Below are 13,342 nucleotides of genomic sequence, written 5' to 3'. Positions count from 1 at the left end.
CAGCAGCCTCGGCTACCTCAGCCCAGCTGAGTACGAGACCGCACTCGCAGCCTGACCACCACACCAATGGTGTCCGTCAAAGCGGAACAAGCTCAACTCACCAACGGAAGCACCCCCACGTGGCCGGGCGATGTCGTCGCTCTCACTGGCGAGGGCGTCGACATCGCCCTCAACGTGGCGGGCGGAGACACCCTGACCCCCACGATCGCCGCAACGAGAGTGGGTGGCCGCATTCACCAGGTGGGCTACACCGCCGACCGGATCGCCCCACTCGATATCTTCGTTGCCATCGAACATGCGACCAACATTCGTATCGCCACTGCAGGTAGCCGCGCCAGCTTTGAAGCGCTGGTCCGCGCGATGCAACGACACGCCATTCGTCCATCAATCGACAAAGCCTTTGACCTTGAGCATCTCGATGACGCGCTCGAATATCTCGCCAGCGGTGGGCATCTCGGTAAGGTCATTGTCAACCTGGACTTCTAGCGGCATCGCCATCTGGACGTGAAGGGAGGGGACTTTTCGGTCCATAACGACTCCCGCCATCAGGATCGAAGCGGATAAGTTGCAGCGTAGTCAGATGGCTGTAGTCGAAACGACGTCGGAGAGGACGTTTCGGCCCATAGTTTCATCCCGGATTGATGGAAGTTACTCAGTGCTACACGCCACCTGACGGTAGACACCTCACGTAGCTAACTCGTCAAGCAGCAGCGACGAGAGGCGTGAGGAACGCTGCTTCCTCATCGAACAGCTTGTTGTTCTGAAGGCAGTGGTAGAGCTCTCCGATCATGCGGTGGAAGAGGTTCCGCTCCGCGGCGGCGGGCCAGTCTCCGGCGTCACGGCGGCGCCGGGAGTGCGCGTTTGCCCCAGGCGAAATGTCGGAGGGGTGGCGAAGGCCCAGAGGTAGCCAGCGTGGTTAAGCCGGTCCTTCTTCACCCACCGCCTGGGTGATGCTGGTCTTCTTGCCAGCGGCCCTGGTGATGGGCGAAGAGCCCGCGTACGCCTTCATGCCCCAGGAGTCGGCGAAGCGGTTGCGGTTGTCCCCGATCTCGGCAATCACCCGGGCGCTGAGCTGAACACCAAGGCCGGGGAAGCTAAGGATGATCTCGGCGTCCGGGTACTGGGAAAGGCTTCCTGCACCGCCACCTCCAGGTCGTCAGCAGCAGTGCAAGCCGCATCCAGCTGAACCAGGAGGGCGAGCATCTGCTTGCCGAGCGCGTCCTCGACCAGCGGCGGCTGGTGGGCCCAGTCCGCCCCGAAAGGCGTGACGGGGCCGCTCAGCCTCGGCCTCGATGCCACGCTGGCGGCATGCACGCTTGAGAGCACCCTGCAGCTGCGTGCGGGCCAACCGGGCGGCGAGAGCCCCAGTTGGAGCAGCCTTGCTCTCGGGCCTCGGGCCGGTACAGACCGTTCTTCCACGGTCCGAAGGCCCCCAGGGCGGCCGGGTAGTACTCCCGCAGCAGCGAGCGCAGCTGGTTGGAGATCTGTTGCCGATTCCACGTCGCATCCTGCTGGGCACGGGCGAGGACGGCGATGGCACGGGCCAGATCGGAGTCGTTGGGCAGGTGCCGGTGAGCGTGCATCTCTGTGCGCAGGATGGCCAGGGCAAGCGCATCGCCGGAGTTAGCCCCACCCCATCCCCAGCGTCCACCAGAGCATATTTGCGCTTCGCGGGCATTCGTAGCGGGTCTGATTCTACGATAGCCGGTCAGCCAGGACATGGTCCGCTCGATGACCCACCTGCGGCGCCCTACTGAGGTTGAACTCGTGATGTCGTGCTGGCGTTCAGGTGGGTCGGATGGGCAGGCCGGTCTCGGTGAGGCAGCCGTCGATGAGATGGCTGCGGTACTGGATGTGCCGTAGGATGCGTCGGATGCGCTGGACGAGGTGTTCGGGTGTGTTGATGGCGACGTTGGAGAGCCAGCCACGCCGCAGGAGTGACCAGATCCCCTCGACGGGGTTGTGGTCAGGCGCGTAGGGCGGGAGGTAGTAGATGGTCAGCCACTCCCGGGCTTCGGCGAACTCGCGCAGGCCGGCGGCTTTGTGGACATGGAGGTTGTCCCAGACGAGGACGATCGGCCCGCCGAGTTGCTGGTGGGCAGCGATCAGCAGGTCGCGGTAGTCGCGCAAGGAGAAGCTCTTGCGGCCGTCGCGGTTGCTGTCGTCCGGCCGTGGCCGGGTTTGTGGCAGGTCAGCGCCGCGATGTATATCCGTCTGCGTGAGCGTCCGCGTACCCGCACCACAGCAGTCCGGCGCCGCGTGCTGACCAGGTCTTCGCGTGCGGCGGCGTCATGGAGAAGCTGCTTCGTCCTCGAAGACCAGCCAAGCCCCACGGGCCGCCGCTAACCTTCCGCGCGGGGCCATACCCCCTTGCCCCACCCGGCTACCGCCTCGACGTCGTCCCGCTCCATGGCCCGCCGGGCCGGGACCTCGGCAGGACCAGCCGTTGCGCACAAGCAGCTTGCGCACACCCTGGATGGTGTAGGTCAGGTGGAAGCGCCGGCCGATCACCGTCTTCACACGGCTCAGAGTCCAACACTGATCCTCCCAGCCATGCGGGCGTGGCCCTTGGCCAGCTCTGCCTCCAGCTGGGCGAACTGCCGCTTGCTCAGACTCGGCAACAACGCCGCCCCCTGGGACCGCAGAGCCCGCGGACCGCCCTCGTCTCACACCTGCCGCCACCGCTGCACCGATTGCACACCGATCCGCAGTTCCTTGGCAATGACCGAGCTCTCCTCGCCGCGAGCGAATCTCTCGGCCGCCTGGAGCCGTAACTCCTCACGAAGCCGCAGCCGTACGGGCGGTCAGCCCGTCCCCTTGTGGATAGCGCATGCTTCGGTAATACCCCAGACGTCAGCCCTTACCACTCCACGAGTCAAGCGCGCATCGCCAACCGTGCGAAAGGCACCGCGGTTGCCGACCAGATCACTCCGCTAGTGGCAGGCACTCGGCGAGCAGGTCGACGACGTCGCGCCACGCTCGCTGCGCGTGCCTTGGGTGGTAGCCGACGCCGGGGACAACGGGCTGGTCGACCGGTGGGTGGTGGAAGGCGTGCAAGGCGCCGCCGTAGACCACGAGGCGCCAGTCGACGCCCGCGGCCTGCATCTCAGCGGTGAACGCATCCCGTTGCGCGGGCGGCATGATCGGGTCTTCCGACCCGACCCCGGCCCACACCGGGCAGCGAATGCGCGCCGCCTCGCCCGGTCCGCCCGTGGTCAGTGCGTTGACAGTCCCAATCGCGCTCAGATTAACGCCGTCGCGCCCTAGTTCCAGCCCGATCGCGCCTCCGGTGCCGTAGCCGACGGCGGCGATCCGGTCGGGGTCGGTACGCAGCTCGGCGCGCAGCATGTCGAGCGCCGCGTGGCCAATACCCCGCATCCGGCCGGGGTCGGCGAGCAGCGGCATGCAACGGGCCAGCATCTCCTCGGGGTCGCCCAAATAACGCCCGCCGTGGATGTCGAAGGCCAGTGCTACGTACCCTAGCTCAGCCAGGGTGTCGGCCCGGCGGCGCTCGACATCGCTGAGCCCCGGGCCCTCTGGTCCGAGCAGCACCGCGGGCCGGCGGTCGACACCGGCCGGGAGCGCGAGGTGCCCGATCATCGTTAGGCCGTCGGCCGGGTACTCGACCGTGCGCGTTGTAATCGTCGTCATGAGACTGGACTGTAGCGAGCGTCGAGCCCGGTCGGGCCGTTGTTCTGCCGCTGGCAGAACAACGCGGGTGTGCCTCTGAAATGCGCGATGGCTCACAGGATCCGTAACAATTCCGTTCCCGCGGCAGCTTTATCGAATCATCTGCCCTCGTGCTGGAAGTGGACCTGCCGGGTATTCCGCCGGAGGTATACGTCGCGCTGGACGAGCAGGTCAACGGCGCCACACTGCCTACGCCAGGCACACGGAGTTCGCCGGGTGCGCGACGCAGGCCGAATGTCAGAAACTCCTGCACATTTGCTGCCGTGAGCGGAGCCTTCATTTCATCCTCGGCGGCCTCCTCGCGCTGACTGGACCGTTCGGTGCCACCGGTGGCAGCCACGCCACCAGCGAAAGCTGGCTGAAGACGCACGCTTGTGGGAGCGAACGTCGAACCTGTCCGCAGATCTGGTACCCAACGACGGCACGGAGATCCTTCTCACAAGGGACCAGGTGGCTGGGAACAGAGACCACGTCCAACGTGCAGCGCATAAGCGCACCCCGAGAGCTTGATCCATCCAGTCGAGGAAGGCGAGAGAGCAGCGCGCATAACGGCGGTCGAAGGCGATTCGGTCAGCGTTGTTGTCAGTAGCGCCTCCAATCCTGATCGGATGCCCGGCGGTGCCTATCACCGAAGCCGATGGCGCCGCCGGGCGCCCGAGTCGAAGCTCGCCAGATTAAGCATGCCGCGGCTGCAGTGCTTCACCCGCACCGCCCCGTTTTGTTTTTCGCGGTCCTGCATGGGGGCCGCTGGCCTCCGGGCCCGGCATGACTGTTGCCCCCTGTCGAAGGGATGACCTGGGGGGTGGTGTCACCGGGCCTGGGAGGTGCCGTCGGAGACGCTGATGAGAGGTCCGGCCACTCCCTGGTCTGTCGAAATGCCGGCAGTTCGCGGGCGGCAAGTCTGCATAACGTGGATGCGCGCGCACAACACCACTGCCAAGGCCAGTACCGCCAACCCCCCCCGGGGAAGGGTACGATGTTCGCCACCGAAGACGTCGGCGTGTTCCTCGGCCTGGACGTCGGCAAGACAGCCCATCACGGTCACGCCTGGCCCTGGCCGGGAAGAAAGTCTTCGATAAGCAGCTGCATCAACGGCACGCACCTACTGCCGGGCGCGTTGAATCGCTCCGGCCTGTCCGGCCATGCCGACTCTCCTCACGCGCGGTCCGGTCTCGCCGATACGGATCAGACCGCCATCGCGACACCATGCAACCGCTCGCCGAATCGACGCAACGCCTCGTCGACGGGCCTGCACGAGCCGCTCGTGTCCGACGAACGTATCTCCGACTGCTGCGACACGGCTGCAGTTACCGAGCCAGGCGCCGCTCGTAGCCGACCAGACGAACGCAGGTGGCAAGCCCGGTGATGGCTTGCTCCAGTTCCTCGGCCGAGGGGTAGCTGGGCGCGATCCGGATTGTCGCGTCCAGCGGGTCGTTGCCGTAAGGGTGGGTGGCTCCGGTCCCGGCCAGCGCGACGCCTGCCTGCGCTGCGAGCCGGACGACCTCGGCCGCACCGCCGCCCAGGAGGTCGAGGGTGACGAAGTACCCACCCTTTGGGTTAGTCCAGCGGGCCAGCCCGGTGCCGCCGAGCTCCTTGTCCAGGACCCGGTGGACCGCCTCGAACTTCGGCTGGAGTAGTGCACGGTGGCGCCGCATGTGCTCCCGGACGCGGTCCGCGTCCTTCAGGAACAGCAGGTGGCGAAGCTGGTTGACCTTGTCCGGGCCGATCGAGCGCTTGCTGCTGTTAGCGAGCAGCCAGTCCACGTTGACCTGGGAGGAACCGAAGAAGGAGACGCCGGCCCCGGCGAAGGGGATCTTCGATGTGGAGCCGAAGACGAACGGGCGGTCCGGGTGCCTGTGCGCCGCGCAGGCGGCCATCACGTCGGCTGCCTCCACCTCCTCGTCGGTCAGGTGATGGACCGCATAGGCGTTGTCCCAGAAGATCCGGAAGTCCGGCGCCGCAGCTCGCATGGCGGCCAGCCGCTCCACCACCCGGTCGCTGTAGCAGGTCCCGTCCGGGTTGCTGTACTTCGGAACGCACCAGATGCCCTTGATGGCGGAGTTCTCGGCGGCCAGGCGCTCCACGACGTCCATGTCGGGGCCTTCGTCCGTCATCAGGACGGGGATCATCTCGATATCGAACCGCTCGCACAGCGCGAAGTGCCGGTCATACCCGGGCACCGGGCAGAGGAAGGCGATGCGCCTCTCGTCCGCCCAGCGGGTGACGGCGCCGGGAAGCAGCCCGAGCAGCGCGTGCACCAGACAGTCGTGCATCAACTCCAGACTGGAATTCCCCGCTGCCAGCAACTGCCCGACCGGGACCTGCAACAGCTCCGCGAACACCTCGCGGAGCTCGAGAAGCCCGTGCAGCCCACCATAGTCCTGCAGTCCAGGCCATCGGCCGTGGAGTAGTGGGTGCCGGGCAGCTCCAACAGCTCCTGGGAGAGGTCGAGCTGCCCGGGGCCCGGCTTGCCCCGCGTGAGGTCAAGGGAGAGGCCCCGGCCCAGCAACGCCTCGAAATCCCGCCGGGCACTGTCGTAGTGCGTTGCAAGGTTGCCCTGGGTCGAACCAATAATTGTCATGGTCTTCCTTCACATCTTCCACAGCCCTGGCGGGTCCACGGGATGTCGACAATACAAGCCGAGTCCGCCCCCTCCACTCCGCAGTTTCTGAACTCAAACAAGGGCAGGGGAGAGTCTCCGCGTCTGCGGCTTGTTAACAGGTCTCAGCCCTATCAGCTCGCCATGGCGAGGCAATGGAAGTGTGGGTGCCAGCCTCGCTGATGTTGCTCACGCCTGATCCCACGAGTCATAAACACAGCCACGCACGAAGGTCAGGGGGCGAGGCGGTCCAGTTCACCCGCGATCGCCTCGCCACCGCGTCGTGCTGCAGACCGAGCGCATACTGCTCGTCATGCCACCGCTCACGCGGATTCAGCCACAGGTCACGTCCGCTGGAGTGGTGTAACGACGGCCACTCGGTGATCCTGTTGTGAGGCTATGCGGTGAGTTCGGTGGGCAGAGTGTTCCCGCCGTTTTCTGACTCGTTCGGGTGGGTTCGGGTTTTGGTGAGGAGTTCGCGGCTCATGTAGCGGCGGGCTTCGGTCCATTCGTCGTTCTGCTCGGCCAGGACGGCGCCGACCAGGCGGATGACGGCGGTGCGGTCGGGGAAGATCCCGACGACGTCGGTGCGGCGGCGGATCTCCTTGTTGAGCCGCTCCTGCGGGTTGTTGGACCATATCTGTCGCCAGATCTCGCGGGGGAACGGGGTGAAGGCCAGTACATCTGCCTGGGCGGCGTCGAGGTGGGCTGCGGCCTTGGCGGCCTTCCTCGCGGACCTTCTGGGTGAGGGCGTCGACCCAGACGAACGCATACGGCCCGGCGTCCAGGCGGGCGTTGACCCCAGATCTTGGACACCGTAGACACTGGATCTTGAGGATCTGGGAGAACGGAGTCCCTGTGGGGATGAAGCACTATCCGCCGGAGTTCAAGGCGGACGCGGTCGCGTTGTACCAGTCGCGGCCGGGAGCGACGATCAAGTCGGTCGCCGGGGACCTCGGGGTCAACACCGAGACACTGCGGAACTGGATCCGGGCCGCTGACGGACGGCGCTCGGGCTCGCACTCGACGTCCTCACCAACTGGTTAGCAGCCGCTTCCAGTTCGTCGTCGACCACCAGCGCCGTTACGGCGTGAAGCGGCTGTGCACCATCCTCGGCATCGCCCGGTCCAGCTTCTACTACTGGCGCCGCACCGCCCCCGAGCGGTCCGCCCGTCAGGCCGAGGACACCCGGCTCGCGGCCCGGATACGCAAGGTGCACCGGGATTCGGCCGGGACCTACGGCGTCGCGCGGGTCACCGCCGAACTCCGCGACGGCGGCGGCCCGGTCGTGAACCACAAGCGCGTCGCCCGCGTCATGCGGAGCATCGGGCTCGCCGGAGTGCGCCTGCGCCGCAGGCACCGCACCACCATCGCGGACCCGGTCGCGGCCAAGGCACCCGACCTGATCGGCCGCGACTTCACCGCGGCGGAGCCGAACACCAAGTACGTCGGCGACATCACCTACCTCGCCGTCGGCAGCGGGAAGTTCTGCTATCTCGCGACCGTGATCGACCTGTGCTCGCGCCGCCTGGCCGGCTGGGCACTCGCCGACCACATGCGCACCCAGCTGGTCACCGATGCCTTGGCCGCCGCGATCCGCACCCGTGGCAGCCTGAACGGCGCGATCATGCACACCGATCACCGGGTTCAGTACACGAGCCGGGCGTTCGCCGCCGCCTGCGCGCAGGCGGGGGTGCGCCAGTCCATGAGCGCCATCGGCAGCTCGGCGGACAACGCACTCGCGGAGAGTTTCAACCCGGCCTTCAAAAGAGAGACGCTCCAGGGACGAAAGGGCTGGTCAACCGAGCGCGAGGCCCGACTCGAAGCGTTCCGCTGCCTGTCCCGCTACAACACCCGGCGCCGGCATTCCCGGCTCGGACAGCGCAGCCCCATCGCCTACGAGAACACCTTCCACACAACATCAACTACGCTGACCGAAGCCGCATAAGACGTGTTCAGGATTCGGGGCCAAGGCCCGTCATGTCCGCCCCCCGGGACCTGGCCGGATCCTCGCCCCCGCACCACTGGTGTCAGGCCGATGCAGTTCCAGGTTCTGGCTCGCGGCGGCGCCATCGGCTTGCCAGCCTCGACCTCGAGACTATCCAGCCGCGACAGGCCGCCATGTGCTCTCCACAGCTCCACCGCGTCGTCCTCAGCTCGATAGCCCGTTGGGCGCGCTGCTGCCACGATCAGCCGTGCCGCTTCAAGAGCCCCCACATACCCTCGGCGGTATAGGAGACATGGAAGAACCGCCCTATCAGGTCACTCGCGTCAGCGTCGACCGCTGGCCAGCCCAGCCGTTCGCGCGCGGACCACGCTCCAACTCCCGCGCCAGTCTGGTGATCTGGCTTTCGGAGAGCTTGGGACGTTCGGGCGATCCGCTCGACACGACGCCGGTGGCACTGAGTCTTTTCCAACCTCAGGTTGAGGCATGGTGAAGGTCGACGATGTCCTTCACCATGTCGGTGATCCGGTTGGTGCTGCAGCGGACTTTCCGCAGGAGGCGCCAGCCCTTCAGGGTGGCCATGGCCTGCTCGCCGGGGCAGCGGATCTTGGCGTGGGTGCTGTTGTGCCGTTGCTTCCATCGCTTGAGCCGACGGCCACGGAAGGGCACCCGGACCGGTCGGCCGGCACCCTGGTACGCCTTGTCCGCCCAGCACTTCACGTCCGCATCGGCGAGCGCATCGATCATGCCGTGAGTCCATGCGGCGGTCAGGTCGTGTGTCGAACCGGGTAGTGCGGGCGAGACCCACAGCAGACGTCCGAACGGGTCGGTGAGGACTTGGACGTTCATTCCGTGGCGCTTGTGCTTCCCGGAATAGTACGGAGTGTCGTCGGCGATCCGGTCGATCGGCAGCAAGGTGCCGTCCAGGATCACGTACGCCTTCGCCCGCATGGTCTTCATCGCCTCGGCCAGGCTCGGGGCCAGGACAGCCAGGTCATCGACGGCCTCGCGTATGTAGCGGTAGACCGTCGCGACTCCGATGCGGAACCCGGCCGCGAGCCGGGCATAGGTGTCGCCGCATCTCAGGTGGGCCAGGGCGAGCAGGGCCTGACGGCCGACGGGCAGCCGCCGCCACCGCGTCCCGATCTCACGCTGCCCGGCGCGGAGTTGCCCGGTCAAGTACCGCAGGATGTGGCTGGACAGATCGATCGACGACGGATAGACAAGCATGCGAAGCTCCTGGCAGACACAGGGTGATCTTGGTCGAGAACCCGTCTACCAGGAGCTTCACCTCGTCGTACAGCAGTCCAACTCAACGATGTCGCCATCAGGTTGGAAGGGCTCACTGTCTCGCGCTATCGCCGACGCCACCGCTCCCATACCCGCAGCGCAGCAGACGGCCTTGTTCGTCTTGCCAACCCGGAATCGTGCCACAGTATCCAGGCGGACCCGCTCCCTCGCCGCCTTCTCCGAGTCGGTCAAGCCGCCAGCCTGCGCGTACCTCACCCAGGCGTGACCCCGCCGCCCACCGCCTGTCGCTCAGCAGATCGCCCCGACATCACTCAATCAAATAGCGAGGAAAGCCCTCCGCCGCTATAAGGGGAAGATTCTTCTCAGCTGTTCTAAGTATTCATTTCTAAATTACTCATGCCTCCGACTATTGGCGCGCTGAATCAAACTTGAAACCCCAGTTAAGAATCCACATGAACATGAACGAAAATAGGGCGAAGAGAACAACGAACCCTATGATCGCGGCGACAGCGAACCACTGGACTGATGACAGTCCGTGGAATATTGATTTCACAGCACCCCCGGCTACTCCCACCCCCGGGACTAGTAGCGCCGCGATCAAAACATTCCCGTGACGTGGGCGAACTCCTTCCTCGCGCTCGCTGTGACTATCGTGATACGACCGCACAGGCGATCCTCCCCTTACTTATGAAGGTTCCGTCTCACGGCGATGGCATACTCCCCCGCAGCGCAGGTGCCGAGGTTTGTTGTCTGGCCAAGGATGGAAGGGCGCCCCGCCAGGCCGATGCAGGACAGATTACTCCTCGGAGGCGAGCAACGTGAGCCTCTCTGTGTGTCGGGGGAGATGCTCGGTCGCGCGCAGAAGAATCAGGTCGCTCCAGGGCAATCGCTGTTCGGGAACAGATTGACCATCACGGCTTACCAGATGCAGTTTCACAGGCATGGCGGCGGCATGATCGGGGATTGCTCGGATCACAGCACCCAGGTCTGCCGCGTTGCGGCGCACCAGCTGGACACGCTGAGTGTGTGTGGTCGAGGCGATCAATGTATTGATTGCGGTGTCGTCCATGGCGTTGCGGTTGTCGACGATGGCGGGGAAGCCAGTGAGCACGTCGCGAGCTGCGGCAGCGAGGATGCGGTCGCTGAGCGCGATGTGGCTCAGCGTCCAGTTGATGTCGGATCGTGAATCCACGGCCAACGGAGTGGTATCACTGATCGCTCCCGCTGCGGTGAGTAGGTGTCGGTAGGCGACGTCGAGTTCGGTGGTGTCCATGGGGTCCTCCGGGAAGAATCGTTGTGGCTGGTTTCAGTCGCCGGCGGTAACGGCGGGTGCCGCTACTTTGATGGCTGGGACGCGGTGACGTACTCGGAGAAGGACGATCAGCACGATCACGCATAGCAGTGCGACGACACCGGCGAAGTATTGGACCGCGGCAAGAAGTCCGGCAACCGTGGCGAGGAAGCCGACGCTGATGACGGGCAGGCCAACGCCGAGGTAGACGATCACGTAGAAGCTGGACAGCACTTCGGCGTGACGATCGGCTGGAGCGGCTTGACTGACCGCGGTGAGGCCGCCGAGGAACGCCAACCCCTGCCCGATACCAGCAACAACGGTCGCGATGAGCAGTAGTGTCAGCGAGGACAACCCACCTGCGAGGGCAAGCAGCACCAGTCCGGCGGCCAGGCAGGGGAGGCCGATCAGCTCCAGGGTCCGGGCCGGCTTTCCATAGCTAACGAGTTGGGCGAGCACCGAGCAGACCAACATCAGTGCCACGGCTGCACCGCCCAACAGGAGGTTTTCGCTGCCCGAGAGAGTCACCACGTAGGTGGGGATGAGGGTGAGGAAGAGCCCGATGACGGCGAAGGCGAGGAAGCTGGCTGTCCCGCTGGTGGCGAAGATCGCCCGCATGGCGGCGGGAATGTCGGGTCGGCGGGGTCGCCATCGAGTCGCTGAACGGTTTCCTGGCATCGAGACGATTACCGCCGCAGCTGGTACAAGCAGCACGATCTCTACTACGAATGGCAACACCCGCGGAGCCGGGGCGTACTGAGCAAGTAGGCCAGCGAGCACGGGCCCCAAGCCGAGGCCGCCCATCGAAGCCACGGTTGACACCAGGGCCGCCTTACGCCGGTTGCCGGCAGGTTCCAGTTCCGCCAGCGAAGCGGTCAACGGACCCGAGGCCGCACCGAGCGCAAGGCCTTGCATAACGCGTGCTGCGAAAAGCCACTCCGTGTCCGCGGCAAACGCGAAGACCACCGATCCCAGCGCAGCCAGTGCTACGGCCGGCAGCAGCACTTTCCTGCGGCCGATCGCATCCGACAGCGGGCCCGCCACCAGCAGAGATGGGATCAGCGCAACTACATAGGCCGCGAAGATCAGCGTGACTACCAACGGCGAGAATCCGAACTGCGCCTCATAGCTCCGATACAACGGCGTTGGCAGGTTCGTGCCGGTAAGCAGGATTAGCAGCGCGTAAGCCGCAGCCCAGAATTTCCACCTCCCAACCGGACCAGGACGCGCCTCATGGTCCGTGTTTGGTGAGGTCGAAGGCTCGGATTGGCGGTCGCGGTGTGGTGTCCGACCGCTGTGGGCAGCGGCAAAGCGAGCGAGCGGCATCTATGCCTCCGATTCGCATGTTCGAGTGTTGCGAACATAGCAGATGTTCGTGACAACCGAACATGTTGGCTATACTGGGTACATGGCTAGCCGTATCTCGACGAAGCTTGTGCACCCTGACCGCGCCCAGCTGCGGTTCACCACCGTCCTGGCTGCCCTGTGTGAACCGGTGAGGCTGGGCATCGTGGCCCGACTCGCAGATGCCGAGCCCGATGGTGAACTGGCGTGCACGACCTTCGCACTGCCGGTCAGCAAGTCGACTCAGAGCGGCCATTTCAAGGTCCTGCGGGAAGCGGGCGTGATCCGCCAGCGGGACGAGGGAACCCGGCGGCTGAACCAGCTCCGCCGAGACGATCTCGATGCCCGCTTTCCGGGCCTGCTCGATATCGCTATCCCACAAGGACGTGACTTGATCGCCGACTGGTAAGCGGGCCCCGGTACTTCTCGCTTCATGTCATCGCGCCGCGCTGTGACCCGCACCGATGGAGCTTGCCTCACCGGCGGCGGGTCCCTTCTGCCCTCAGAATCACGGCTTCTGCTAGCGGGCCGCAGCCGCGTGCGCAAGATCGTGAATGGCCCGGATGACTTGGTGGCCGAGGATGATAGTGCCCCGTCGCCGGCCCATCGTCCGTGGTGCCCGGGGCAGCAGTGAATCCGTGCCCGCGTCTCAACCGCAATGCCGGTGGCGGCCTTCTCCTTCACGCATGACGCGACCTCGCTCCGCCGCGAAGGCATCTACAGGCTGGAAGGAACAGGGCCGACCTCGCTGCGTCTGACGACGCGCAAGCTACAGCTGGCTGACGGGCTCGGCGTGCCGGTCTTGGCCCACGGCGGAAGTTCGGACGATCGGAGCTTGGAAAATCTGCCACAGGTGACCACCGACCTGATCCTGTTGCCGCGTGGCGCCCACCTCGGTCAGGAGGTCACCGCGCCCCGGCTCCGCGGCCTCCTCGCGCTAACGACCTCGTGCATGGTTAGCGCTGCCATCGTCACCGCTAACCATGCACGAGGTCGTAAGCGCCGGCGACTCGCGAATGGGCTGCAGCACCGAGCAGCTTGTGGAAGGTTTATGGCCGGACGAGCTGCCGGAACGGCCGGGAAAGGCGCTGCAGGTCCTAGATGATCAATTCCAAGGCGTCTGTGGTTAGGCACTGTTTCTCGGATCATGTTCGGAGCCAGATGACGAGGGCTGCGAGCGTGATGGTGCCGAGGTAGATGTAGGCGCGTTTCTCGTAGCGGG

8 protein-coding genes and 7 pseudogenes are annotated in these 13,342 nt (G+C 65.5%); 4 read left to right on the top strand and 11 right to left on the bottom strand.

Annotation, left to right across the window (positions count from 1 at the left end; translation table 11 throughout):
* The first annotated feature begins 66 nt into the window (after positions 1–66).
* Positions 67–486 (top strand): zinc-binding dehydrogenase, encoded by a 420-nt coding sequence (locus AB0M87_RS32695; RefSeq protein WP_365859434.1) that lies wholly within the window; start codon positions 67–69, stop codon positions 484–486.
* 214 nt (positions 487–700) lie between these two features.
* On the opposite strand, the pseudogene AB0M87_RS32690 reads toward AB0M87_RS32695, so the two are convergent.
* The 8 genes and pseudogenes from AB0M87_RS32690 to AB0M87_RS32655 form a co-directional block, all read right to left on the bottom strand.
* Positions 701–1,628, bottom strand: a pseudogene (locus tag AB0M87_RS32690) (transposase); the annotation flags it as partial.
* Positions 1,629–1,685: 57 nt separating this feature from the next.
* Positions 1,686–1,772, bottom strand: a pseudogene (locus AB0M87_RS32685) (IS5/IS1182 family transposase); the annotation flags it as partial.
* 13 nt (positions 1,773–1,785) lie between these two features.
* Positions 1,786–2,293: pseudogene (locus tag AB0M87_RS32680) on the bottom strand (transposase).
* Positions 2,290–2,511: a hypothetical protein gene (locus tag AB0M87_RS32675; protein WP_365859438.1), complete on the bottom strand. Its 222-nt coding sequence runs from the start codon at positions 2,509–2,511 to the stop codon at positions 2,290–2,292. The pseudogene AB0M87_RS32680 and the gene AB0M87_RS32675 overlap by 4 nt, the downstream one beginning before the upstream one ends.
* Positions 2,512–2,666: 155 nt before the next feature.
* Positions 2,667–2,792, bottom strand: coding sequence for a helix-turn-helix domain-containing protein (locus tag AB0M87_RS32670; RefSeq protein ID WP_365859436.1), 126 nt, complete (start codon positions 2,790–2,792; stop codon positions 2,667–2,669).
* Between the two features lie 133 nt (positions 2,793–2,925).
* Positions 2,926–3,651 carry a dienelactone hydrolase family protein gene (locus AB0M87_RS32665; protein ID WP_365859432.1) on the bottom strand — a complete coding sequence of 242 codons (726 nt, stop codon included), beginning with the start codon at positions 3,649–3,651 and terminating at the stop codon, positions 2,926–2,928.
* A gap of 1,346 nt (positions 3,652–4,997) precedes the next feature.
* Positions 4,998–6,271 (bottom strand): annotated as a pseudogene (locus AB0M87_RS32660) (aminotransferase class I/II-fold pyridoxal phosphate-dependent enzyme).
* A gap of 415 nt (positions 6,272–6,686) precedes the next feature.
* Positions 6,687–7,007 (bottom strand): annotated as a pseudogene (locus tag AB0M87_RS32655) (transposase); the annotation flags it as partial.
* Between the two features lie 140 nt (positions 7,008–7,147).
* Here AB0M87_RS32655 and AB0M87_RS32650 point away from each other — a divergent pair.
* Positions 7,148–8,237, top strand: a pseudogene (locus AB0M87_RS32650) (IS3 family transposase).
* Positions 8,238–8,708: 471 nt separating this feature from the next.
* Here the strand turns inward: AB0M87_RS32650 and AB0M87_RS32645 are convergent.
* The 3 genes from AB0M87_RS32645 to AB0M87_RS32635 form a co-directional block, all read right to left on the bottom strand.
* The gene (locus AB0M87_RS32645; protein ID WP_365859430.1) at positions 8,709–9,464 is read right to left on the bottom strand and encodes a transposase family protein; all 756 of its coding nucleotides are present in this window, start codon (positions 9,462–9,464) and stop codon (positions 8,709–8,711) included.
* Positions 9,465–10,281: 817 nt separating this feature from the next.
* Positions 10,282–10,758 (bottom strand): hypothetical protein, encoded by a 477-nt coding sequence (locus AB0M87_RS32640; protein ID WP_365859428.1) that lies wholly within the window; start codon positions 10,756–10,758, stop codon positions 10,282–10,284.
* A 33-nt stretch (positions 10,759–10,791) separates the two neighbouring features.
* Positions 10,792–12,102: an MFS transporter gene (locus tag AB0M87_RS32635; protein ID WP_365859426.1), complete on the bottom strand. Its 1,311-nt coding sequence runs from the start codon at positions 12,100–12,102 to the stop codon at positions 10,792–10,794.
* 82 nt (positions 12,103–12,184) lie between these two features.
* On the opposite strand from AB0M87_RS32635, the gene AB0M87_RS32630 reads away from it, so the two are divergent.
* Together AB0M87_RS32630 and AB0M87_RS32625 are read left to right on the top strand one after the other, a co-directional pair.
* Positions 12,185–12,529: an ArsR family transcriptional regulator gene (locus AB0M87_RS32630; protein ID WP_365859424.1), complete on the top strand. Its 345-nt coding sequence runs from the start codon at positions 12,185–12,187 to the stop codon at positions 12,527–12,529.
* Positions 12,530–12,973: 444 nt separating this feature from the next.
* Positions 12,974–13,220, top strand: a pseudogene (locus tag AB0M87_RS32625) (hypothetical protein); the annotation flags it as partial.
* Positions 13,221–13,342 lie beyond the last annotated feature (122 nt).

Source organism: Streptomyces sp. NPDC051320 (genome assembly GCF_040682175.1).
In the GTDB taxonomy this organism is placed as follows: Bacteria; Actinomycetota; Actinomycetes; order Streptomycetales; family Streptomycetaceae; genus Streptomyces.
The sequence above is the reverse complement of the archived record's forward strand: the minus strand, read 5'-3'. Positions and strand labels throughout refer to the sequence as shown.